Source organism: Pseudomonas sp. BIGb0278 (assembly GCF_024809895.1).
GTDB lineage: Bacteria > Pseudomonadota > Gammaproteobacteria > Pseudomonadales > Pseudomonadaceae > Aquipseudomonas > Aquipseudomonas shirazensis.
Genome location: NZ_JANUEL010000001.1, coordinates 1722525 through 1745293, shown reverse-complemented (window position 1 = coordinate 1745293; position 22769 = coordinate 1722525). Strand labels below are relative to the sequence as shown.

Here is a 22769-nt window from a genome sequence, read left to right as displayed (position 1 = left end):
TGCGGGCTGTGGTACTGAGAACAATCCATACAGCTATAACCAGGACTCATAGCCAATGACGCCATCGCTGAACTCGATCATGTCCCGGCTGCACGCCAGGCATTTGCGCCTGTTGATCGAGCTGGATGCGCACCGCTCGCTGCTCGGCGCGGCCGACAGCGTCGGGCTTACTCAACCCGGTGCGAGCAAAGCGTTGCAGGAGATCGAGACGACCTTTGGTACGCTGCTGTTCAGACGCACCAACCGTGGCCTGGAGCCGACCGCTGCCGGCCACTGTGCGATCAGATCCGCTCGGGTGATCCAGGCCGACCTGTCCAACCTGCGGCATGACCTCGATGCGATTTTGCGTGGAGTCGGCGGCAGGCTTGCGGTGGGTGCGATCATGGGCGCCGTGCCGCTGCTGATGAAGGCGGTATCAGAACTCACGGCGATCCAGCCGGAAATGTCCTTCGAGATCGTCGAGGGCACCAGCCAGTTTCTGCTCAGCCAGATTGAGAGTGGCCGCCTGGACATGGCTGTGTGCCGAACCTCTGTCAGCAGCTCACCGCATTTGTTCGCCAGTGAGTTCGTCCAGCACGAGACACTTGCAGTGATCGCCAGCGTCGATCATCCGCTCAAGGACGCCGCGACCTTGAGCCTTGAGCAACTGGCCGAGAACCGCTGGATTGTCTACCGGGCGAACATGCCCATGCGCGTGCAACTGGAACGTGAATTCCACGATGCCGGCCTGCGCTTCCCGCTGCACCTGGTGGAAACCACGTCGATTCTGGCGACCTTGTCGCTGTTGCAGAACCAGCCTGAATTCGTCGCGCTGGTGTCTATCGATGTGGCCCAGCAGTGTCTGCAGCATCACCGCATCTGCATTCTGCCGCTGGCGATCCAATCGGTGAGTGACCCGTATGAGTTGGTTACACGCCAGGCCAGTCAGGAAACGCCGGCCATGCAGCAGCTTCGCGGCTTGCTGCTCAGCGCTGCTGCTGGCGGCTCGACGCGTTAACCAGCGAGCCAGTGCTCATACGCCGCCGTCATCCGCTGCCGGGTCGGCGCATCTGCCGGAATCAGATGCTCGATCCGCATCGACTCCACGGTGATGTCCAGCGGCATGCCAAAGGTGGTAAAGGTTGACAGAAACCTCAGCTCACCCTCCGCGGTATTCACCCGCGTCAGCAACACCGGCATGGCTGCGGGCGCGTGCAGTTGAGCAGCGGGAGCCGGCAGCTCGCGTAGTAACTGCGCGAGCTCGGGACTAGCCACGGCCTCCCGCGACGCACGCTGCCAGGCGACCGCGCGAATCTCGTCGGCATTGGCCAGCCGATCACCCAACCCGCCGGGGCGCAGCAGTGTGTCGAGCAAATTCAGCCGTGCAGTCGCCTCGGGCGCGATACCAGCCATGGCAAACAGCAAGCCGGCACTGGCATTGGCCGCGGTGACATCCCAGTTGCTGGCGATGACGATGGCCGGCGCCGGGTTGTTCGCGTGCAGAATATGTTCGATAGCTTCGTGGACCATCTTCAGCTCCGGCGCATCCAGCGGCGATGTGGCGTAGCGCGGGGCGTAGCCGGCGGCGACGAACAACTGGTTGCACTGCTCCAGCGGTGCGGCCAGCGCCGAGAGCAGGGCATGCAGAGTGCTCGGGCTGGCTTTGGCACGGCCAGTTTCGACGCAGCTTAAGTGACGCTGCGAAACCCCGGCCAGCAGCGCCAGTTCGAGCTGGCTGAGGCGCGCCTGCTGACGCCACTGGCGGACCTGCTGACCGGCCGAGGCGCTCGGGGCCGGTTGCTGGCGATGGAAAATTGGTTGGCTCATACGTCGACTCTGACCGTCCTTGGTGCCTTGTGTCCATGACCTGTCAGGTCATTGAGAGGGCGCAACACTATCACTACTCTGCCGGCGAACCCTACCCAAGGAGTGGCTGATGACCCTGCGTTTGCTTGCCCTGACCTTGCTGGTGCCGTTTGCGGCGTATACCGGCTGGACCCTGCTGAATGCCGAGCAGTCGCTCGTCGCGTTTGGCCTGGAACTGATGGCGCGCCCTGATACAGCTCAGGTCGTCATCGACCTGTATCTGATGGCAGGGCTGGGCTGCTGCTGGATGGTCAGCGATAACTGTCGCCGTCGTGGAACATGGATTGCTCTGCTGCCTTACTTGCTGCTGACCGCGGTGTTCGTCTCGCTGGGGCCGCTGCTGTATTTGGCCATCCGAGGCGTTAGCAGTGAGCGTCCAGCATGAATGACGCCCTGCAGGTGTATGCGCTGAGTGTTGTGCTGCTGTTTCTCAAGATGCTTGCGATCTCTTGCTATCAGGGCTACCTGCGCTTAAGCCTATTGGCGTTCCACAACACTGACCTATCTGGCCGGTGTGCAGCCGTGGCGAACGATCTGCTAAGCGGTTGCTCTGATATGCCTGGTGGGCTTTTGCGCGGTCATTGCCACCCAACTGGCGATGGGATGACGCCGCGCCGCTACGGCGGCTATCAACGGTTGACCAGCCTGGCCGGCAGAGCGATCACCAGCAGGCAACTGAGCAGCAGGCAGACGGCAAATGCCCACAGCGCGGCATGGGCGTTGCCGGTCAGGTCGGTCATCACTCCCATCAGCGAGTTGCTGACCAGCCCGGCAATGTTCGCCAGCGAGCAGGCGAGGGCGAAGGCAGTGGCCGCCGCAGTGCCCTTGAGAAAGGTCGCCGGCAGGCTGAAGAACACCGGCACTGCACCGATGATCGCTGCTGAAGCGATGGCAAACAGCAGTACCGTCATCAGCAGGTCATGGCTGAACAAGGTGCTGCTGGCCATGGCAATCGCGCCGACAATGAAGGGCACGATGATGTGCCAGCGGCGTTCGCGATAGCGGTCGGAACTGGCGCCGATCAGCAGCATGCCGATCAGCGCTGCCAGGCTCGGAATGGCCGTGAGCAGGCCAATGTGGAAGGTATCGCTGACCCCCGCGTCGCGGATGAAGGTCGGCATCCAGAAGCCCATGGCATAGGCGCTGAGCAAAATCGAGAAGTCGATGCCGCCGAGCATCCACACTTTGAGGTTGAAGAAGCCATCGCGAAAGCGCTGCTTGCTGCCTGTGTCTTCGGCATCGTCTGCCGCGAGGTCGGCAGCCAGCTGCGCCTTGTCGTCATCAGACAACCAGCGTGCCTGCTGGAAGCTGTTGGGCAGAATCCACAAGGTCGCAACGCCCAGCAGCACACTGGGGATCGCCTCCAGCAAGAACAGCCACTGCCAGCCGCGCAGGCCGTGCAACTGGTCGAAGCTGCTCATGATCCAGCCAGACAACGGCCCGCCGATCACACTCGACAGCGGCAGGCCAATCATGAACAGGGCAATGATCCGCCCGCGCCGGTAGCTTGGGTACCACTGGGTCAGGTAGAACAGCACGCCCGGCAGAAAGCCCGCTTCGGCCACGCCGAGCAGAAACCTCACCAGGTAGAACTGAGTGGTGGTGGTTACCAGCAGCGTGCAGGCCGACAGCAGGCCCCAGGTGATCATGATGCGGGCGATCCACAGCTTGGCGCCGACCCGTTGCAGGATCAGGTTGCTGGGTACCTCGAAGAGGATATAGCCGACGAAGAACAAGCCCGCGCCCAGGCCATACGCGGCGCTGCTGAACTGCAGGTCAGTCAGCATCTGCAACTTGGCGAAGCCGACGTTGATGCGGTCCAGGTAGGCCGCCAGGTAGCACAGGCACAGAAACGGGATAAGCCGCCAGGTAACCCTGCGATAGAGCGCGTGCGGGCCCTGCGCGACTGCGCCGTGGGCGGTTGTGGGGTGGTGCATTCGGGTCTCCTGACGCGCGGGCGAGCAGCGCATGCTGCAGCGCTTTGTCGTGCGCCGCAGCTAAAGAACAGAGGCAATCCCGGCGGGAAACACCCGGCATGCCGATCCGTCGATATAATGCCCGGCTTCTGCAGGTATTCGGAACAACCTATGCGTCAGGTTTTGCTTGTTGTCGATGTTCAGGCCACGTTCAGCCCGCCGGAATGGCTGGTTGATGGTGTGCGGGCGTTTTCTGCGCGCATCCCCACCATTGCCTCGGTCGAGTTGCATGACGAGCAGGTGACGCCCTTCGAGCGCCAGCTTGGCTGGCACCCTGCGGCGCAGGATGAGTGCCTGGTGGAGGTCGATCAGGTGTTTATCAAGCACGGCTACGGGCCCACTGCAGCGATGCTCGACTATCTCAAGCAGATGGACGTCGAACGTGTGTTGGTGTGTGGTCTGCAAACTGAAACCTGCGTGCTCGCCGCAGGCTTTGCCCTGTTCGATGCCGGTCTGTCGCCGACGCTGGTCACCGACCTCACCATCGGCTCGTCGCTGGACCGTTCCGGCAAACTCGGCATCGAGCTGTGGCAGCACCACTTTCGCCAAGTCACCACGCGGGCCGAGGTACTTGCCGGGTTGCATGGCTGATCCGCTGTGACCTGACCGGCCTCAATCGAATGGGCCAGCGCTGGTAAAGGCGCCGCCTTGCAGCAGGGCACTGCGCTCGTCCGCCGCGGCTTGGGGCAGTTGCTCCAGCTTGCCCCTAAACTGCTCGGAGCTGTCCTGCGGCGCAAAGCCCAGGTGCGCGGCGTAGCGGTTGTTCCACCACAGGTCACGGTTGGCAGACACGCCATACACCACGGTGTGGCCGACGTCCTCTGCGAGCAGCGCGCGTTCGACCAGGTGGGCCAGGTCGGCGTAGCTCAGCCAGGTCGAGAGCATGCGCAGGTTACGCGGTTCCGGGAATGACGAGCCTATGCGCAAACTCACGGTCTGAATGCCGTAGCGGTGGAAATAAAACGTCGCCAGGTCTTCGCCGTAGGCTTTCGACAGCCCGTAGTAGCAGTCCGGTCGGCGCGGCGAATGAGCATCGAGCTGGACATCCTGCGGGTAAAACCCGGTGACGTGATTGGAGCTGGCGAACACCACCCGTTTGATCTCGTGCAGGCGCGCCGCTTCATAGATATGAAAGGTGCCGCGAATGTTCGCGTCGAGAATATCTTCGAACCTGCGCTCTGTGGATATACCGCCCAGGTGGACGATGGCATCCACCTGATCGGCCAGCGCATGCACGCCGGCTTTGTCGGCCAGATTGCAGCTGACCACTTCTTCATGGTCGCCGGCAGCGGGCGCCATCTCACTGATATCGGATACTCGCACGACATTCGCGTGCGCCTGCAAGGCATCGCGCAGGATCTGCCCGAGGCCGCCGGCAGCGCCGGTCAGCAGCAGGCGGTTGAAGGGTTTGGTCGAGGTGGAGGAGGGTGCAGTCATGGCGGGGTGCCTGTAGTTGGAGGTGCAGGTTCGGCGGTGCTCGGTAGCAGCGGGCAGGCCTTGTGGCCGCCCGCCAGCGAGGCCTTACATGAAGTTGTACTGGATGCCCAGGCGCCAGCGCGCCTGACGGTCATCGGTGTAGGAATTGACCTTGATGTCGCCGATCTCCATGAATGGCGCCCACTGTTTGTTGAGCTTGTACTTGATGATCAGGTTCTGCTCGTAGTCGCTTTTCTTGTTGTCGTAGCGGATGTAATCGGTACTGAAGTGGATGTACTGATACTCGAACGCCCACGGCCCTTTGGGGGTGTAGCCGAGCCAGCCTTCCAAGCGCGTGGTGTTCTGGTTGTCCTTGGCGCGGTGCTCTTTGCTGTGATCGATCTGATCACGGTCGAGGCTGCGCGCGTCGTGCCGTACGCGGCTGGCGACGTACCAGGTGTCGCTGATCTTGTAGCTGTACTTGAGGCCGAACTTGTAGGTGGTGGCGTCTTTCGAGCTGTCCATCTGGAAGGCCGGGGTCAGCGTCGATTTGGCACTGAGCTTGTGGTTGTAGTCGACGGTGAATTCATGGCCGTTGTTGACCATGTTGTCGTAGGCGACGTCTTCGCGGTCGCCGGCAGTCTTGTATTTGATCTCGGCGCCAAAACCCAGGCCACTGTCCATCCGGTAGTTCAGCTTGATTCGGTCGGAGTGAATGCTGTCGTCTTCGGTAAAGCCGTGCCGGTAGTTGATGCTGGCCGAATCTGCGTGGGCGTAGAGCGACAGGCCAAGCGTGCTGACAGCGATAAGCGTGCGGAGTGTGGTGTTCATGCGATCTTCTTTTTTTGTTTTTGTTGAGGTCGTTATGAGGTCGGGCAGTGAGGATGGGTGCGGGGTGGGGGATGCCCTCCGTGGCAAATTTTTCAAATAAGTTATCGTACAACTTTATGGTTGTCTATTTTTTATTGAAATGTTGTCTGATGACATGGATTAGGCCATCTATATCAAGGTTTTTAGAGGTTGTTGGCGGGGTGCCAGGTCGCTGATGGCGTATAGAGAAGGGAGGTTTTGCGCGCTTTATAAAGTTTCAAAGGGGTACTTTTCAATTGTTGTACGATGACGTAGGATCATCCCCAGAGCGTGACCTTTCCGCCACAATTCCAATAAGAAGGCTCAGACGTCCATGATCATCACTGCAGTAAACGTCCAGGTATTTTCCTACCCCACCCGACGCGCCGTAGACAGCGCCGGCCATGCCCATCCGGGCGATGTCACCCAGGCCAAAATGGCCTTGCTGCGGATCAAGACCGAATGCGGCAACGAGGGTTTTGCACTGGGCGCACCCGAGCTGATTCGCCCGTATGTGCTGGATGGCTTCGTGCGCAAAGTGCTGGTCGGCGCCAACGCCTTCGACCGCGAAAAGATCTGGCACGACCTGGCACACTGGCAGCGCGGCAGTGCCAGCCAGTTGACCGACCGCGCGCTGGCGCTGGTCGAACAGGCGCTGTGGGACTGGGCCGGGCGCAAGCTGAACCTGCCGGTGCACAAGCTAATCGGTGGCTTTCGCGACAAGGTTCCGGCGTACGGTTCAACCATGTGTGGCGATGAGCTCGAAGGTGGGCTGTCGACCCCGGAGGAGTACGGCCGCTTCGCCGAGACCCTGGTCAAGCGTGGCTACAAGGCAATCAAGCTGCACACCTGGATGCCGCCGGTGTCGTTCGCGCCGAGCGTGAGCATGGATATCAAGGCCTGCGCCGCGGTGCGTGAGGCGGTTGGCCCGGACATCGCGTTGATGATCGATGGCTACCACTGGTACAGCCGGACCGAAGCACTGACCGTTGGCCGCGCGCTGGAGAAGCTCGACTTCGCCTGGTTCGAAGAGCCAATGATGGAAGACTCGGCCGAGTCCTATGCCTGGCTGGCGGGGCAGCTGGACATCCCTATCCTTGGTCCGGAAAGCCTGGGCGGCAAGCACCTGAGCCGCGCCAGCTGGGTCAAGAACGATGTCTGTGACATTCTCCGCGCCGGGGTTGCCGGTGTCGGCGGTATCGCACCGTGCCTGAAGGTTGCGCACATGGCCGAAGCGTTTGGCATGGACTGCGAGATCCACGGCAACGGCGCGGCCAACCTGGCGGTGGTCGGCGCCATCAAGAACTGCAGCTGGTACGAGCGCGGCCTGCTGCACCCGTTCCTCGAGTACGACGACGTCCCGGCCTACCTCAAGCGCCTGGTCGACCCGATGGACCAGGACGGCTTCGTGCACCTGTCTGACCTGCCGGGCCTGGGCGAGGAGATCGACTTCGACTACGTCGAGACCAATACGCTGCACAGCTTCTGATTCGTGCATGGCGGCACGCGCCATCGCGTGCCGCCCGAGAGTCCAATAACTATAAAAAGGCTATCTCACATGAACGTACTCCCCACATTCTGGGCAGGGGTGTTTGCCGCGTCGCTGGCACTCACCTCAGTCCCTGCAGCATTCGCCAAGACCCCGGCCGATCAGTTGATCGTCGGCATGAGCATGATCAACCTGCTCTCGCTCGACCCCGCTGCGGCGACCGGGCTGGATGTTTCCGAGGTCAATGCCAACCTGTACGACATGCTGCTGGTGCAGGATGTCAAACAACCCGACCAGCTGCTGCCGGCCCTGGCCGAAAGCTGGCAGGTCAGCGCAGACCGCAAGACCCTTACCTTCAACCTGCGCAAGGACGTCAAATTCCAGTCCGGCAACGCCCTCAGCGCCGAAGACGTAGCCTGGTCGCTGCAGCGCGTGCTCAAGCTCAACCTGGCCCTGGCGTCGACCTGGAAAGCCTATGGTTTCAATGCCGGCAACGCCGAGCAGTACCTGCGCGCCAGCGACGAGCATACCTTCGTCCTCGAACTGCCACGCCCGACCGACCCGATGCTGGTGCTCAACACCCTGGCCACTTCGCCCAGCGCCTTCATCCTCGACCGCAAAGTGGTCCAGCAGCACCAGAAAGGCAATGACATGGGCGGCGCCTGGCTGACCACTCATGCGGCCGGCAGCGGCCCGTTCATTCTCAATGACTGGCGCGCCAACGATGTGATCCTGATGACCCGCTTCGACGGTTACTGGGGTGGTCCGGCCAAGCTCAAGCGCATCGTCATGCGCAACATGACCGAATCGCAGTCGCTGCGCCTGATGGTCGAGCGCGGTGATCTGGACCTGGCCAAGGGCATGTCAGCACCGGATATCGAAGCACTGGAAAAGTCCGACAAGGTTCGCACCCAGACCGTCCAGCGCGGCACCCTTTACTACGTGGCACTGAGCGTCAAGAACAAACCCTATGACGATGCCCGTGTACGCAAGGCAGTGCGCTCGTTGATCGACTATCAGGGCATCAACCAGACGGTCATGCCGCACTACGGCCAGCTCAACCAGCGCCCGCTGCCGCTCGGCTTGCCGGCGCGGCTGGATGATCCGGGCTACACCTTGAACGTCGCCGAGGCGAAACAGCTGTTGGCTGACGCCGGTTACCCGAACGGCTTCAAGACCACCATTCGTGTCCTCACCGAGCCGCCGTTCATCAACATTGCCTCCAGCCTGCAAGCGACCCTGGCCCAGGCCGGCATCCAGGCAACCATCGTCACCGGCACCGGTAATCAGATCTACGGCGCCATGCGCGAGCGCAGCTTCGACATCCTGGTCGGGCGTGGCGGCGGCGGGGCCGAGCGCCATCCGCATTCAAGCCTGCGCACCCTGGTGTACAACCCGGACAACCGCGACGAAGCCAAACTGAGCAATTTCCAGGGCTGGCGTACGTCGTTCTACAGCCCTGAGTTGAACAGCCTGATCGAGCAAGCCGAAGTCGAACCCGACAAAGCCCGGCAACAGGCCCAGTACCAGCAGATCCAGGCCACCCTCGACGAGCAGGTGGGGGCGATCCTGCCCGTGTCGCAAATGACCGACACCGTGGTGCTTTACCACGATGTTCAGGATTACCAGGGCCATACCGCGGCCACCACCCGTTACAAGGACGTCTACAAGTCGCGTTGAGTCGAGCCGGGGCGCACTGCCCAGGCCGGCCGGTGATTGGTAAACGCTTTTTCAGGAGCCTGTTATGTTTGTTTCGACTGCCTCTGTGCTGGGCGCGCGCGCGTCCGGTACTGCCCGCCGGGCGAGTACGGTGCTGGTGACCCTGCTCGGTTTGCTGGCGCTGACCTTCTTCATTGGTCGGGTAATGCCGCTGGACCCGGTGCTGGCCGTGGTCGGTCCAGACGCCGACAGCTCCACCTATGACCAGGTCTATCGGGCGATGGGTCTGGATCAGCCGATCTGGACCCAGTTCGGCATGTACCTCAACGACCTCCTGCACGGTGATTTCGGCAACGCCCTGCTGACCGGTCACCCGGTGCTGGAAGACATCAAACGGGTGTTCCCGGCGACCATCGAACTGGCCACCCTGGCGATCCTGTTCGGCATCCTCATCGGCCTGCCACTGGGTGTTGTCGCGGCCAGCAATCAGGGCCGTATGGGCGATCACCTGGCGCGGGTAATCACTCTGTTCGGTTACTCCACGCCGATCTTCTGGGTCGGCATGATGGGCCTGCTGGTGTTCTACGCCTGGCTCGGCTGGGCTGGCGGAGCAGGGCGGATCGATCTTGCCTACGACGGCATGGTGCCGGACGTCACCGGCCTGCTGCTGATCGACACCGCCCTGGCCCGCGACTGGGAAGCCTTCACCAGCGCGCTGCGGCATATCGTCCTGCCGGCGCTGATCCTGGGCCTCAACTCGGTGGCCTATATCAGCCGCATGACCCGCAGCTTCATGCTCGAGCAGCTGTCTCAGGAGTACATCATCACCGCCCGGGTCAAGGGCCTGTCGCGCCGTCAGGTGGTCTGGGGCCATGCCTTTCGCAACATCCTCGTGCAGTTGCTGACCGTGGTCGCACTGGCCTACGGCTCATTGCTCGAAGGCGCGGTGCTGATCGAGACGGTGTTTGCCTGGCCGGGCTTCGGCCAGTACCTGACCAGCAGCCTGATGCTCGGCGACATGAATGCGGTGATGGGCTGTGTGCTGGTGATCGGCTTGATCTTCGTTGCCCTCAACCTGATCAGCGACGCGCTGTACAAGGTGTTCGATCCAAGGACCCGCTAAGCCTGCGCGGCAAGCGCGAACCCATAACTATAAAAAAGGATGCCCCATGAATATTGTATTTGCGACCCTGCGCAACAGCCTGTTCGGCGCGATTCTGGCGCTGAGCCCGATGCTGGCAGCCCAGGCGAAAACCCCCGCCGACCAGTTGATCGTCGGCATGAGCATGGTCAACCTGTTCTCCATCGACCCGGCCAACGCGCCTGGCCTGGACGCTTCCGGGATCAACGCCAACCTCTACGACACCCTGGTCAAGCGCGACAACGGCAACCCCGAGCGGCACGTGCCGCAACTGGCTGAAAGCTGGACGGTGAGTGAAGACGGCAAGCAGATCACCTTCAAGCTGCGCAGCGACGTCAAGTTCCACTCCGGTAACCCGCTGACCGCTGAAGACGTGGCCTGGTCGCTGTATCGGGTGATGAAGCTCAACTTCGGCCTGGCCACCACCTGGAAGGCCTACGGCTACAACCTCGACAACATTCAGGCGTCTATCCGCGCCACCGACGCGCACACGCTGGTGATCGATCTGCCGCAGCCGACCGATCCTTTGCTGGTGATCGACTCGCTGGCGATTTCGCCTAGCGCGGTCGTCGTAGACCGCAAGCAGGCCCTGCAACACGAGAAAAACGGCGACCTCGGTGCTGCCTGGCTGGTCACCAACGAAGCCGGCAGCGGCCCGTTCACATTGAGCAAATGGAGCGCCAATGACAGCCTGGTGATGACCCGCTTCGACGGCTACTGGGCCGGGCCGGCGAAGATGAAGCGCGTGCTGGTGCGGCACATGACCGAATCGCAGTCGCTGCGCCTGATGCTCGAGCGCGGCGACCTCGACCTGGCCTACGGCATGGCTGCGCCGGATATCAAGGCAATCGAGCGCTCGGACGCGTTGCAGGTCCAGGCGCTGCAGCGCGGCACCATGTACTACGTGGCGATGAGCATGAAACAGCCCGAGTTCGCCAAACAGCAAGTGCGCGAAGCGGTGCGCAACCTGATCGACTATCAGGGCATCGACCAGCAGGTCATGCCGCACTACGGCACCCTCAACCAGCAACCGATGCAACTGGGCCTGGCTGCCCGCCTGCCTGACCCTGGCTACACCATGAACGTCGCCAAGGCCAAGGCGCTGCTCGCCGAAGCGGGCTACCCGAACGGCTTCAATACGACCATTCGGACCTTGTCCGAGCCGCCGTTCATCGACATTGCCGCACGTATGCAGGCGACCCTGGCCGAGGGCGGGATCAAGGCCACCATCGTCACCGGCACCGGCAACCAGGTGTACGGCGCCATGCGCGCGCGCAACTTCGAGATGATCGTCGCACGCGGTGCCGAGCGTTACCCGCACCCGTACTTCAGCCTGCGCACCTTCGTCTACAACCCCGACAACAGTGACGCCGCCGGCCTGCCTAACTTCCAGGGCTGGCGCGCATCGTTCTTCAACCAGCAGCTCAACGAGCTGATCGATCGAGCCGGGGTCGAGCGCGACGCCGACCAGCGTCTCAAGCTCTACCACCAGGCGCAGACCCTGTACGACAAGCAGGTCGGGCCGATCATGATGATCTCGCAGATGACCGACACCGCGGTCAGCGCGGCCGACGTCAAGGGCTTCACCGGCGACGACGCCGAGGCGACCCGTTACCTGGGCGTCTACAAGCAACGCTGAACCCCGCCGGGACGCCTGCGGGTGTCCTGCCGGGCCATGATTGCACCGAGAGAGCATGCCGATGATAGCCAACATCTCTACCACTGAAACCGCTGCCAAACGGCAGGCCGACAACACCCCGGCGTCCAGCCTCGACGCCCTCTACAAAAGCAGCCTGCGCGTGCTGCGCCACCTGCTGCGCAACCCGATGACCCTGGCTGGCCTGATGGTCGCGCTGCTGCTGGTCGTAGTGGCTGCGTTCGCACCGTGGATCGCCACCCACGACCCGGTCGTGCAAAACCTTGCCAATGCCTTGCAGGCACCGGGTGCGGCGCACTGGTTCGGCACTGACGAGTACGGCCGCGACATCTTCAGCCGGCTGGTCTATGGCGCCCGGATCACCCTCTACATCATTGCCCTGGTGACCATCATCGTCGGCCCGATCGGGTTGTTCATCGGCACCGTCTCCGGCTACTTCGGCGGCATCGTCGATACGGTGTTCATGCGCATCACCGACATCTTCATCTCATTCCCCAGCCTGGTTCTGGCGCTGGCGTTCATTGCGGCCCTCGGCCCTGGCCTGGAGCATGCGGTGGTGGCGATCGCCCTGACGTCGTGGCCGCCAATCGCGCGTCTGGCACGGGCTGAAACCCTGTCGCTGCGCAAGGCTGACTTTGTTGTTGCCGTCGAGCTACAGGGCGCGTCATCGACGCGGATCATCCTCCGGCACATCGTGCCGATGTGCATGTCGTCGGTGATCATCCGCCTGACCATGAACATGGCCGGGATCATCCTCACCGCCGCAGCGCTGGGCTTTCTCGGCCTCGGCGCGCAGGCGCCGCTGCCGGAGTGGGGCGCGATGATTTCGACCGGGCGCCGCTACATGCTCGAGTGCTGGTGGCTGGTAGCCGTACCGGGCGCCGCGATCATGCTGGTGAGCCTGGCGTTCAACCTGTTGGGCGATGGCCTGCGGGACATTCTCGACCCGCGTAGCGAGTAACTGGAGGCTTTATGTCGACGCTCAAACTCAATGTCGATTCGCTCAATGTGCGCTTCGTCAATGGCAAGAAAGAAATGCACGCGGTGCGCGATGTGTCGTTCACCCTGGGCCGCGAGAAGCTGGCGATTGTTGGTGAGTCCGGCTCGGGCAAGTCCACGGTTGGCCGCAGCCTGCTCAAGCTGCACCCGGGCAGCACCCAGATCACCGCCAAGGCCCTGCAGTTCGGCGATGTCGACCTGCTCAGCGCCAGTGAAAAGGCCATGCAGAAGATCCGTGGTCAGCGCATTTCGATGATCATGCAAGACCCCAAATACTCGCTCAATCCGGTGGTCAAGGTCGGCGAGCAGATCGCCGAAGCCTACCTGGCGCACCACAAGGCCAGCCGCAGCGAGGCCCGTGAGCGGGTCATGCTGATGCTCGAAAAAGTCCATATCCGTGACCCCAAGCGCGTCTACAACCTGTACCCGCACGAAGTCAGCGGCGGCATGGGCCAGCGCATCATGATCGCCATGATGGTGATCACCAACCCGGAAGTGATCATCGCTGACGAGCCGACCTCGGCGCTGGACGTCTCGGTACGCCAGCAGGTGCTCAGCGTGCTTGAAGAGCTGGTGGTCGAGCAGCAGATGGGCCTGATTTTCGTCAGCCACGACCTCAACCTGGTGCGCAACTACTGCGATCGGGTGCTGGTGATGTACGCCGGGCGGGTGGTCGAGTCACTTGCCGCGTGTGACCTGCAGTACGCCGAACACCCTTATACCCGTGGCCTGCTGGCAGCCTTGCCGAGCATGGACAACCGTCGCCCGCGCTTGCCGGTACTGCAACGCGACCCGCTCTGGCTCACCTGCTGAGGTAACTGCCCATGTCCATGATCCAAGCACACGCATTGAACCTCAGCTTTGGCGTCGGCGCTGCCGTCAACCAGGTGCTGCATGACGTCAACCTGACCGTCGAGGACGGCCAGTCGTTCGGCCTGGTCGGCGAGTCCGGCTCCGGCAAGACCACCGTGCTGCGCTGCCTGGCCGGGCAGTACCGACACTGGAGCGGGGCGCTGAGCATTGCCGGTGTGCCCTTGCAGCAGAAGATCCCCAAGGATCACTTTCGCAAGGTCCAGATGGTGTTCCAGGACCCATACGGTTCGCTGCACCCGCGCCACACCATCGATACCGCGCTGCGCGAACCGCTGACCATTCATGGCATCGGCGAGCGTGATGATCGCATCAACGACATCCTGCTCAAGGTCGGCCTCAACGACAGCTTTCGCTATCGCTATCCGCATCAGTTATCGGGTGGCCAGCGCCAGCGCGTGGCGATTGCCCGCGCGCTGATTCTGCAGCCGCGGGTACTGTTGCTGGATGAGCCGACCTCGGCGCTGGACGTCTCGGTGCAGGCCGAGATTCTCAACTTGCTGGCCGACCTGCGCCAGCGCGAGAAACTCACCTACCTGATGGTCACCCACGACCTCGGTGTGGTCAGCCACCTGTGCGACAAGGTCGCGGTGATGCAACAAGGGCGCATCGTCGAGCGCCTCGACAGCCAGGCCCTGAGCCAGGACCTCGCCAGCCATGAGTACACCCGCATGCTGGTCCAGGCCAGCCGCGATTTCAGTGCTGAGTCAGCTCGCCCTGCAGTTGCCTGAAATCTCTGGGGCCGCCTTGCGGCCCTTCGCGGGTGAACCCGCTCCCACAAGGACTGCGGTGAACCCTGTAGGAGCGGGTTCACCCGCGAAGGGCTGCGAAGCAGCCCCAAAAATCTTGAATACGAAAAAACAAGGAAGATAAAAACATGCCGTACGTACGCATTGCCGTTGTCCGCAAACAGCCCTTGGCGCAAGCGGTCCTCGCCGCACTGAGCCTGGGCTGCAGCCTGCCGCTATGGGCGCTGGAAGCGCCGAGCAAGGTCCAGGTGCCGACTCTGGCCTACGACGACCAGCAGATCATTCTGGTCTGGGAAAAACCCGCCGGTCATGCCGACATCAGCGATTACCACGTCTACGCCAATGGTCAGTTGCTCGGCAGCAGCAACGCCAACAACGACCAGGTGTCGCCCGCCAAGCCCTACATCGACCGCTTCTACCAGCAGGACACGCGCAACTTCCACCACCGTATCGCCATCCACAGCTTTACCGCCAACGGTCTCAAACCCGATACCGAATACCGCTTCAGCGTGCGTTCAGTGGGGCGCGACGGCAAGGAGTCAGGCGACAGCCCGGTGGTTGTGCAACGTACCACCGCCTTGCCGGCGTTGTTCGATGTGAAGAAACACGGTGCCAAAGGCGATGGCAGCAGCCTTGACACCGCCGCTATCCAGCGCGCCATCGATGCTTGCACGGCCGGCTGCAAGGTGCTGCTGCCCAAGGGCACCTACAAGAGCGGCGCCCTGTACCTGAAGAGCAACATGACCCTGGAGATCGCTGAAGGCGCGACCTTGCTCGGCTCCGAACGCGCCGAAGACTACCCGCGTGAGGGTTACATCCAGTACCCGTATTCGACCACGGTGCGCCCGGCCTCGTTGATCAATGCCTTGCCACGTGATCCGCGCCAGCACCAGGCCTTTGAAAACATCCGTATCGTCGGCAAGGGCACCATCGACGGCAATGGCTGGAAGCGCAAGGCCGACGCCATCGATGAGCGCGGCCAGCCGTTACCGGTGTACCTGGCCAGCGACAATACCCGCTATATGCTCGACGGGCTGCTGGCCAAGGCTCAGGTCGAGCGCGCCGTGGCCGAAGGCATGAACGTCAAGGACGCCTACGGCCAGATGCGCTCGTCGCTGATCACCCTGCGTGATGTGAAAAACGTCTTCTATGGCGGCTTCACCGTGCTCAACCCGGCTTACCACGGCATCATGAACCTAGAAACCGAGAACGTGGTGCTGGCCAACACCACGCACAAGACCTACGACGCCAACAACGGCGACGGCATCGAGTTCGCCAACAGCCGTGGGGCGATGGTGTTCAACAACTTCTTCGATACCGGCGATGACTGCGTCAACTTCGCGGCCGGCACGGGTGCCGAAGCAGTCAAGCAGAAGGCCCAGCAGGATGCCTGGATCTTCAACAACTTCTTCCGCCAGGGCCATGGCATGGTCGTCGCCGGCAGTCACACCGGCGCCTGGATCGAGAACATCCTCGCCGAGGACAATGTCTCCGATGGCACCGACGCCGGGCTGCGCATGAAGAGCACCAACTTCATGGGCGGCGGCGCGCGCAATGTCACCTTCCGCGATTCGGCGATACGCAACACGGTCAAGCAGGCGTTCATCTTCACCCTTGATTACCACGACCCAAACGCCAAGCTCGACTACCAGCGCTCGACCATCGCCGGGCAGTTCCGGGATGTGCGGGTCAGTGATGTCAGTGTCGAAAACGCGCAACTGGCGGCAATCGAGGTCAAGGGCGACAGCCAGCATGGTGCCTATCACCAGGGCTTGAGCTTCGAACGGGTCCGCTTCAGTGGTCCGGCGCTGGCCAGAATCGATGGTTTGAAGGACTCACGTTTTGACACCATCCGCTTTAGTGAAACCGGCGGCACCAACCCGTGGCAGGTCAAAGACAGCGACGGGCTGGCGTTTCAGGATGTCGAGCCCGCGCCGGCGCAGCCCTGAGCCGATATCTGCTTACTCGCTGTAGAACGCCTGAACCTGCTGCGCCTCGCGCAGGCGCATGCGGCTGTTGCTCAGGTGCAGGAACATCGCCGCGCGCGCGGCATCCACCTGGCGGCTGGCAATCGCGTCGAAGATCTGCTGATGTTCGGCGTTGATCCCGGCCAGGTAGGTGCTGCGGTTGCTCTGCCCGGTGTAAGCGGAGTTCATCCGGGTGCGCGGGATCATCTTGGTGCCCAGGTGTTTCATGATGTCGATCAGGTAATGGTTGCCTGCCGCCTTGGCGATTTTCAGGTGGAACTGAAAATCGGCATTGGTGGTGCTGCCTGACTTCTCCGGCCCCTGCAGCAACGCCTGCAACGCCTGCTGCAACTCCTCCAGCGCTTGCGCCGACGCGCGCTCGGCAGCCATGCCGGCGGCTTGCACTTCAAGGCTCAGGCGGAACTCGAGCAGATCGAGCACATCGGTCAACAGGACGATGGTGGCGGGCCCGACGTTGAAACCTTCGGGCGCCGGCATGTCGAGGACAAAAGTGCCGACACCGTGCTGGGTATCGACCAGACCGGCCGCCTGCATCCGCGACAAGGCTTCGCGCACCACCGAACGGCTGACGCCTTCGCTGGCCATGATGGAGGCTTCGGTGGGCAATTTGTCGCCACGTTTGAGGGTGCCGTCGCGCATGCGCTGAGCGAAGCGTTCGACCAGCGACTCGGCTAGGCGGCGTGGCTTTTGCGGGGCGGTTGAAGTTTGATCCGGCATTGTTCTGCTCGCGTGTGAACAATCGCCATTATAAAGGGTTTCCACGGCAAAGCAGCGGGTATAATGCTGCCATCGTCTGATTTCAATGGATCCAAGCAATGGCCCCTGCTGCCCCTGACCGACGCGTGAGCCTGGCCCAGCAACTGGTACTTGACCTTTCCCGGCAGATCCTCGCCGGCGAGCTGCCGCCGGGTAGCAAACTACCCACCGAACAGGCGTTCACCGAACAGCGCAAAGTCAGCCGCACGGTGGTCCGCGAAGCGATGTCGCGGTTGCAGGCCGAGGGCCTGGTAGAAACTCGCCGCGGCATCGGCACTTTTGTCGTCGACAGTATGCGACCTGCCCAGTTTCACGAGAGCAAGCCACAGCAGGGCAGTGCCTACGATGTTGTAGCGATCATCGAACTGCGTTTGAGCCTTGAAGTGGAGGCTGCTGCGATCGCCGCCCAGTGCGCGAGTCCTCGTCAGTTGGCGACGATTCGCGCCGCCCTGGACGAAGCCAATGACCTGCAGCAGCTAGGTGCGCAGAGCACCCGTATCGACTTTGAATTCGACTTGCAGATCGCCCTGTGCACCGGCAACAGCTTCTTCATCGATGCCATGAACCATGTCGGCAGCACCTTGATGAGTGCTGCGCCGCCAGCGCGGGCGGTAGAGAGCGAGTTGCGCACGCTGCAAGTGCGCGAACGTGAGCAGATCTACGCTGCGATTGCCCGCAAGGACGCCGACGTAGCGCGTGCAGCCATGCGCCTGCACCTGACCAACCTGCTGCACCACGCGCGGGCTGCGGTACCATCCGCGCAGTGAGTGCAGGGCAGGATCACGGCGTGCCGTTACGCCCATGCGAGCGAAAACCTTCCCGCGTGCTCAACCGCTCGTAGTAAGCGTTGACCGCCGGCAGCCCAGGCTTGGCGTCAATTTCAGCGCAGGCTGGCGAGCACCTCGCGTGCCTTGTCCAATGCCAGTCTGGCGCGGTCATAGGCACGGACGCCTTGCTCCATCAGTTGCCGGGTGGGGATCTCCAGGCTCAGCGGGATACCGCTCGGCAGTGCCTTGAGCAAACCGTGCAGGTCACAATCGCCATCCCCTGGGAAGCGTCGTTCCTGGCGAGCCTGGCGCAGGATCTCGGCCATCTCCGCAGGCCGTGCGCCCACCACGTCGCACAGCTGGGCGTAGCGCAGGCGCTGCGGCGCAGTTGCGCTGGCGGCAGCGAGTGCTTGCAGCGACGAGCCTGAGCGATCGAAGTGGAAGGCATCGACCAACACCGCGCCGTTGCTGCGTCCAGCCTGCTCGACGATGTGCCAGGCCTCGGCCAGGTTGCGCACATCGGTCCAAGGCATGAACTCCAGATTGACATGGATACCGAAGGGTAGGGCCAGCTCGCACAGCGCGGCGAAATTGTCGGCCGTGCGCACTGGGTCCGGATCGTTGCCGGCAATCAGCAGGTCGCTTGCTTCAAATTCGGCGCCGGCCTCCAGCACGGGCAGAAACGCCTGCACCTGGGTGTCTGGCTTGAGCCGCAGGATCTCGATATCCAGCACCTTGGTCCCGGTGTCGCGCAGGCGCTGAAGGGTCTGGCGCCGTAACTGCGCATCGGCTACCAGCGGGAAGTGCTGCTCTTCAGGGGTTGCAGGCTCCAGGCGCAGGCCCACATGGCTATAGCCGGCGCGCGCTGCAACCTCGACCATATCGGGCGGGGACAGCTCAAGTACGGTCAGGGCAGCAAGGGAGAATATCTGGTCGCTCATGCTTGGCTCTCTAATTGTATAGCGGCGCTGGTCTGGTGTGCGCCGGTTAGAATCGAGTTCCAGTTGTAATCAAATTCTTCCCTGGGGACTACCTGAAAAGCGCGCCCAGGCGGCGCTTTCGTTCGATAATCGCCCTCATTAATCCGCTTAATGCTGCCCTTTGATTGACCCTCCTGCATTGCTGGAATAGTTTTCCAGCCATAGAAAATCCATTTAGGCTGACATATGTAGCCCGGGACCAGGAGACCTTGATGAGCAACGTCGCAAGCACCGCAGAATCACCCTACGCAGGCCTCTTCGATCGCGGGCTTGCGGTGCTGGAACTGCTCGCCAGCAGCGCCGAGGGCAGCTCGCTGACGGACATTTCCGAGCAACTGCAGATCCCCCGCAGCGCCACCCACAGGCTGCTGAGCACTTTGTGCGACACCGGCTATGCCCGGCAGGAGCACGAGCGCGGCACTTACGTGCTGACCTCCAAACTGCAGGCGCTGGCGTTTACTCACCTGGCTGCCGACGGCACGATCGATGCTGTGCAACCGGTGCTCAACCGGCTTGCGGCCGAGGTCGGCGAGCTGGTGCGGCTGTCGGTGGTGGACGAGCAGCGCCTGACCTGGGTTGCCCGTGCGCAAGGCGCACGTTCCGGGCTGCGCTATGACCCGGACATGGGCATGGAGGCCAGGCTGTCCTGTTCAGCCAGTGGCTATGCGTGGTTGGCGAGCATGACCGACAAGCAGGCCCTGGCCCTGATTCTCAGGCAGGGCCTGGGGCAAGTGCAGAATTATGGTCCGAACGCACCACAGACGGTGGAAGCGCTGCTGACCTATATTCAGGCCGCGCGCGAGCAAGGATACGCGCTGGCTGTACAGACCTTTGCCGACTGGATGTCGGCCATCGCAGTGGCATTGCATCATCCGGTCACCCATGAGGTGATCGGCGTGGTCAGCGTTGCCGGGCCGGTCTTTCGCCTTGGCGAGGCACGGCTGCACCAGATCGCGCCGGCGCTGATCGCCGCGGTGGCAGAGATCCAGCAGTTGATACCAGGCTCGCCAGCCTTGATGAGCCCAGGCCTGACCGCTCTAAGCCTCACTCCGGGGGGCCAGGCATGAGCATGCGACGTCTGGACTGCGACCTGCTGGTGATTGGTTCGGGAGCCTCCGGGCTGGCGGCGGCAGTCACTGCTGCGGCGCAGGGGCTGAAGGTCATTGTTGTAGAGAAACACTCATCCTTTGGCGGCGCTACGGCGTGGTCCGGTGGCTGGTTGTGGGTGCCGGGCAATCCGCTGGCCAAACGCGCCGGTATCCATGAGGACCCGCAACATCCACGCACTTACCTCAAACACCAGCTCGGCGACCGCTACAACGCCGAGCGGGTAGATGCGTTTCTCGACAATGCGCCGAAGATGGTCGCGTTTTTTGAAGAGAACACTTCGCTGCAATGGGCCGATGGCAATGGCATCCCGGATATTCACGGGCACTTGCCGGGCGCGGCGACGCAGGGACATCAGGTGATCGCCGCCCCGTATGACGCGCGCGCCATGGGCCCGCTGATCAAGCGCATGCGCAAGACCATGCGCGAGACCTCGTTCATGGGCATGCCGATCATGGCCGGTGCTGACCTGTCGGCTTTCCTCAGCATGACCCGCTCGTTCAAGTCACTGCTGCACGTCAGCAAGCGTATGTTCCGGCACCTGCGCGACCTGGCCGTGCATGGCCGGGCCATGCACCTGGTCAATGGCGTGGCACTGGTGGGCCGGCTGGCCAAGTCAGCCGAAGACCTGGGCGTGACGCTGATCGAGTCGGCGCCGGCGCAGCGCTTGCTGCAGGAGCAGGGCAGAGTGATCGGCGCGCTGGTCGAGACGCCTGCTGGGCCCACCGAGATTCATGCGCGGTGCGGGGTGGTGCTGGCTGCCGGTGGCTTCCCCAACGATCTGCAGCGCCGGCAAGCGCTGTTCCCGCGCACATCGGCCCCTGAAGATCACCTGGCCCTGCCGCCGGTTCAGTGCAGCGGCGATGGTATTTCGCTGGGCGAGGCGGTGGGTGGCGTGCTCGAACTCGACGTTGCTTCAGCGGCAGCCTGGGCGCCGGTGTCGCTGGTGCGCCATGCGGACGGCAGCAGCGGCCACTTCCCGCATATCATCGACCGGGCCAAGCCGGGATTGATCGGCGTGCTGTCCAACGGCAAGCGCTTCGTCAACGAGGCTGACGGTTACTACGACTACACCGCAGCCATGGTGGCTGCCGCGCCAGCAGGTGAGGAGGTTGCGTCCTGGCTGATTTGCGATCATCGCTTCCAGCGCCGCTTCGGTCTTGGCCATTCGCGGCCGTTCCCACTGCCGGTTGGGCCGTCGGTGCGCAGCGGCTATCTGCAACGCTGCGCCACCCTCGAGGGGCTGGCGAAAGCCTGCGGGATCGACCCGGCAGGCTTGCTCGAAACCGTGAGCAGCTTCAATGAACATGCCCGCAAGGGTGAGGACCCGGAGTTTGGCCGTGGACTTAGTGCCTATAACCGCAAGCAAGGTGACCCGCTGGTGACAAAGGGCAACCCGTGCGTGGCACCGATCGAGCATGGCCCGTTCTATGCGGTCAAGGTCCGCCCTGGCAGCTTCGGCACCTTTGCCGGGTTGAAAACCAACGGCAACGCGCAGGTGCTGAACAGCGCAGGCGTGGCTATTGCAGGTCTGTATGCAGTGGGCAGCGATATGGCCAGCATCATGGGCGGCATGTATCCGTCAGGCGGGATCAACCTCGGGCCGGCCATGACCTTCGGTTACGTCGCAGGTCTGCATGCTGCGCAGAGCAGATGATGGTGCTGAGTCATACGAGCCGAACCAATTGAGCTACAACTGACTCAATAGGCCATCTACATGATGGGTTTTTGCCATGATTGATTCAGCAGCTTCATTCACCGATTTGCTCCAAGCTGGAGTGGCCTGTGCCAGGCTCCGCTAAGCTTCGCGCCCGCGCCACGGTCATTTGCCTGCGTGAAGGCAATGTGCTGTTGGTGCGCAAGTCGGGAGGCAAATGGAATTTTCCTGGCGGCGCGATCGAGCAGGGCGAGCTACCGGTTCAGGCGGCTGCAAGGGAGATGAGCGAGGAGACTGGGCTCGACTGCGAAGCACTGCTGGAGTTATGCACCCTGGAAGAGGGCAGCGTGCTCCATCACATCTTTACCACGCAACTGTTCGAGGGTGCCAAACCCGCACCCGGCAACGAGATTGTCGCCTGCAAATGGGTCAAGCGCGTTGCGCTTAAAAAGACCCAACTCAACCCCAGCGCTTCAGCCTTGATGGCCCGTGCGCTGCCTGCCCTGATGGCCTGAATGGCTCAAGCGCAGGCGGTTTCGTTACGCCTGACGCATTCCGCCTGGGCATCTGCGCGCTTGGCGTAGGTGGGGGTCAAACGCAACTTGGCGACAGTGTCATACAAGTCAAAGCCGTTGCACGACGGCGCGGTACAAAATCCTACCGCTCTGCGGTAGTGATATTCCTTGATCGGTAAAGCCGAAACCACGACGAAACGTGCGCGCATGCTGGTGCCTCCGATGGCAATGCCAAACTATTAGTCATATTGGGGGTACTAAGCAAGCAGACTAATACTAGGCCGACCGGTGGCAGCCGCGCTGACGCGCACGTGTAGGAGCGGCCTTGTGTCGCGAAAGGCTCGCGCAG

The 22769-nt window shown here is 62.4% G+C and carries 22 protein-coding genes and 1 pseudogene; 15 read left to right on the top strand and 8 right to left on the bottom strand.

Annotated features, from left to right (window positions below; genetic code table 11):
- Positions 1-55 precede the first annotated feature (55 nt).
- Entirely contained in the window at positions 56-997 is a 942-nt protein-coding gene (locus M2396_RS07960) for a LysR family transcriptional regulator (RefSeq protein WP_101318606.1), read from the top strand.
- Here the strand turns inward: M2396_RS07960 and M2396_RS07955 are convergent.
- A complete protein-coding gene (locus tag M2396_RS07955) occupies positions 994-1806 on the bottom strand; it encodes a helix-turn-helix domain-containing protein (protein ID WP_259074109.1) in 813 nt (270 codons plus the stop codon). The genes M2396_RS07960 and M2396_RS07955 overlap by 4 nt on opposite strands.
- A 109-nt stretch (positions 1807-1915) precedes the next feature.
- On the opposite strand from M2396_RS07955, the gene M2396_RS07950 reads away from it, so the two are divergent.
- Positions 1916-2230 carry a DUF2834 domain-containing protein gene (locus M2396_RS07950; protein WP_259074107.1) on the top strand — a complete coding sequence of 105 codons (315 nt, stop codon included), beginning with the start codon at positions 1916-1918 and terminating at the stop codon, positions 2228-2230.
- Positions 2231-2474: 244 nt separating this feature from the next.
- Here the strand turns inward: M2396_RS07950 and M2396_RS07945 are convergent, their stop codons facing one another.
- Positions 2475-3782, bottom strand: coding sequence for an MFS transporter (locus M2396_RS07945; RefSeq protein WP_188035751.1), 1308 nt, complete (start codon positions 3780-3782; stop codon positions 2475-2477).
- A gap of 150 nt (positions 3783-3932) precedes the next feature.
- Here M2396_RS07945 and M2396_RS07940 point away from each other — a divergent pair, with 150 nt between their 5' ends.
- A complete protein-coding gene (locus M2396_RS07940; RefSeq protein WP_371918899.1) occupies positions 3933-4412 on the top strand; it encodes an isochorismatase family protein in 480 nt (159 codons plus the stop codon).
- A 21-nt stretch (positions 4413-4433) separates the two neighbouring features.
- Here the strand turns inward: M2396_RS07940 and M2396_RS07935 are convergent, their stop codons facing one another.
- Both M2396_RS07935 and M2396_RS07930 read right to left on the bottom strand, forming a co-directional pair.
- Positions 4434-5258: an NAD(P)-dependent oxidoreductase gene (locus tag M2396_RS07935; RefSeq protein ID WP_259074106.1), complete on the bottom strand. Its 825-nt coding sequence runs from the start codon at positions 5256-5258 to the stop codon at positions 4434-4436.
- A gap of 84 nt (positions 5259-5342) precedes the next feature.
- Entirely contained in the window at positions 5343-6068 is a 726-nt protein-coding gene (locus M2396_RS07930) for an oligogalacturonate-specific porin KdgM family protein (protein WP_101318618.1), read from the bottom strand.
- Positions 6069-6420: 352 nt separating this feature from the next.
- Between M2396_RS07930 and M2396_RS07925 the strand changes: the two genes are divergently transcribed.
- From M2396_RS07925 to M2396_RS07890, 8 genes are all read left to right on the top strand, one after another.
- Complete coding sequence (locus M2396_RS07925; RefSeq protein ID WP_101318620.1) at positions 6421-7575, top strand: mandelate racemase family protein; 1155 nt, start codon at positions 6421-6423, stop codon at positions 7573-7575.
- Between the two features lie 69 nt (positions 7576-7644).
- On the top strand, positions 7645-9255 hold the full coding sequence (locus M2396_RS07920) for an ABC transporter substrate-binding protein (protein WP_150569528.1): 1611 nt from the start codon (positions 7645-7647) through the stop codon (positions 9253-9255).
- A gap of 64 nt (positions 9256-9319) precedes the next feature.
- Positions 9320-10357 carry an ABC transporter permease gene (locus tag M2396_RS07915; RefSeq protein ID WP_101318624.1) on the top strand — a complete coding sequence of 346 codons (1038 nt, stop codon included), beginning with the start codon at positions 9320-9322 and terminating at the stop codon, positions 10355-10357.
- A 46-nt stretch (positions 10358-10403) separates the two neighbouring features.
- Positions 10404-12014 (top strand): ABC transporter substrate-binding protein, encoded by a 1611-nt coding sequence (locus M2396_RS07910; protein ID WP_259074104.1) that lies wholly within the window; start codon positions 10404-10406, stop codon positions 12012-12014.
- A 61-nt stretch (positions 12015-12075) separates the two neighbouring features.
- On the top strand, positions 12076-12993 hold the full coding sequence (locus M2396_RS07905; protein WP_150572994.1) for an ABC transporter permease: 918 nt from the start codon (positions 12076-12078) through the stop codon (positions 12991-12993).
- 11 nt (positions 12994-13004) lie between these two features.
- Positions 13005-13844, top strand: a complete 840-nt coding sequence (locus M2396_RS07900) for an ABC transporter ATP-binding protein (RefSeq protein ID WP_101318628.1) — start codon at positions 13005-13007, stop codon at positions 13842-13844.
- 11 nt (positions 13845-13855) lie between these two features.
- Positions 13856-14632 carry an ABC transporter ATP-binding protein gene (locus M2396_RS07895; protein ID WP_101318630.1) on the top strand — a complete coding sequence of 259 codons (777 nt, stop codon included), beginning with the start codon at positions 13856-13858 and terminating at the stop codon, positions 14630-14632.
- A 146-nt stretch (positions 14633-14778) separates the two neighbouring features.
- Complete coding sequence (locus M2396_RS07890; protein ID WP_259074102.1) at positions 14779-16599, top strand: glycoside hydrolase family 28 protein; 1821 nt, start codon at positions 14779-14781, stop codon at positions 16597-16599.
- A 12-nt stretch (positions 16600-16611) separates the two neighbouring features.
- On the opposite strand, the gene M2396_RS07885 is transcribed toward M2396_RS07890, so the two are convergent.
- A complete protein-coding gene (locus tag M2396_RS07885) occupies positions 16612-17355 on the bottom strand; it encodes a FadR/GntR family transcriptional regulator (protein ID WP_101318634.1) in 744 nt (247 codons plus the stop codon).
- A 98-nt stretch (positions 17356-17453) separates the two neighbouring features.
- Between M2396_RS07885 and M2396_RS07880 the strand changes: the two genes are divergently transcribed.
- Positions 17454-18161, top strand: a complete 708-nt coding sequence (locus M2396_RS07880) for a FadR/GntR family transcriptional regulator (RefSeq protein ID WP_101318636.1) — start codon at positions 17454-17456, stop codon at positions 18159-18161.
- A 13-nt stretch (positions 18162-18174) separates the two neighbouring features.
- Here M2396_RS07880 and M2396_RS07875 read toward each other — a convergent pair.
- Positions 18175-18261 (bottom strand): annotated as a pseudogene (locus M2396_RS07875) (glutathione S-transferase); the annotation flags it as partial.
- A gap of 13 nt (positions 18262-18274) precedes the next feature.
- Complete coding sequence (locus tag M2396_RS07870) at positions 18275-19102, bottom strand: sugar phosphate isomerase/epimerase (protein ID WP_259074100.1); 828 nt, start codon at positions 19100-19102, stop codon at positions 18275-18277.
- A gap of 251 nt (positions 19103-19353) precedes the next feature.
- Between M2396_RS07870 and M2396_RS07865 the strand changes: the two genes are divergently transcribed.
- The 3 genes from M2396_RS07865 (at position 19354) to M2396_RS07855 (ending at position 22420) form a co-directional block, all read left to right on the top strand.
- Positions 19354-20208: an IclR family transcriptional regulator gene (locus M2396_RS07865; RefSeq protein WP_259074098.1), complete on the top strand. Its 855-nt coding sequence runs from the start codon at positions 19354-19356 to the stop codon at positions 20206-20208.
- Positions 20205-21905: an FAD-dependent oxidoreductase gene (locus M2396_RS07860; RefSeq protein WP_259074097.1), complete on the top strand. Its 1701-nt coding sequence runs from the start codon at positions 20205-20207 to the stop codon at positions 21903-21905. The genes M2396_RS07865 and M2396_RS07860 overlap by 4 nt, the downstream gene beginning before the upstream one ends.
- A 128-nt stretch (positions 21906-22033) precedes the next feature.
- A complete protein-coding gene (locus M2396_RS07855; protein ID WP_101318643.1) occupies positions 22034-22420 on the top strand; it encodes an NUDIX hydrolase in 387 nt (128 codons plus the stop codon).
- Positions 22421-22425: 5 nt separating this feature from the next.
- On the opposite strand, the gene M2396_RS07850 is transcribed toward M2396_RS07855, so the two are convergent.
- On the bottom strand, positions 22426-22629 hold the full coding sequence (locus tag M2396_RS07850) for a hypothetical protein (protein WP_150572963.1): 204 nt from the start codon (positions 22627-22629) through the stop codon (positions 22426-22428).
- Positions 22630-22769 lie beyond the last annotated feature (140 nt).